Genomic DNA, 238 nt, shown 5'->3' with positions numbered 1-238 from the left:
CCAGAGCCCGGCGCTGCTCAAGCCGATGCTGCAATACGGCTTGCACCTCGGCCAACAGGCGGAAATGGTCACCGACAGCTTGCGCGCGCTGTTCCTCGAAGCGTGCGGTTACGAGACCAAAGTCTTCGAATTCATTTCGCTGGAACACACCAACAAGAACAAGATGATTCTCGCGGTGAAACGCGCCGAGCCGGTTGATCCGACGCAGTTGTTGGCGAAGATCACAGAGCTCAAGGCG

At 58.0% G+C, this 238-nt stretch carries 1 pseudogene; it reads left to right on the top strand.

The features are described 5' to 3' along the window. Window positions 1-238: pseudogene (locus AAEY83_RS18320) on the top strand (methyltransferase); the annotation flags it as partial.

Source organism: Psychrobacter sp. TB20-MNA-CIBAN-0197 (assembly GCF_040309765.1).
Classification (GTDB): domain Bacteria; phylum Pseudomonadota; class Gammaproteobacteria; order Pseudomonadales; family Moraxellaceae; genus Psychrobacter; species Psychrobacter submarinus.
The sequence above is the reverse complement of the archived record's forward strand: the minus strand, read 5'-3'. Positions and strand labels throughout refer to the sequence as shown.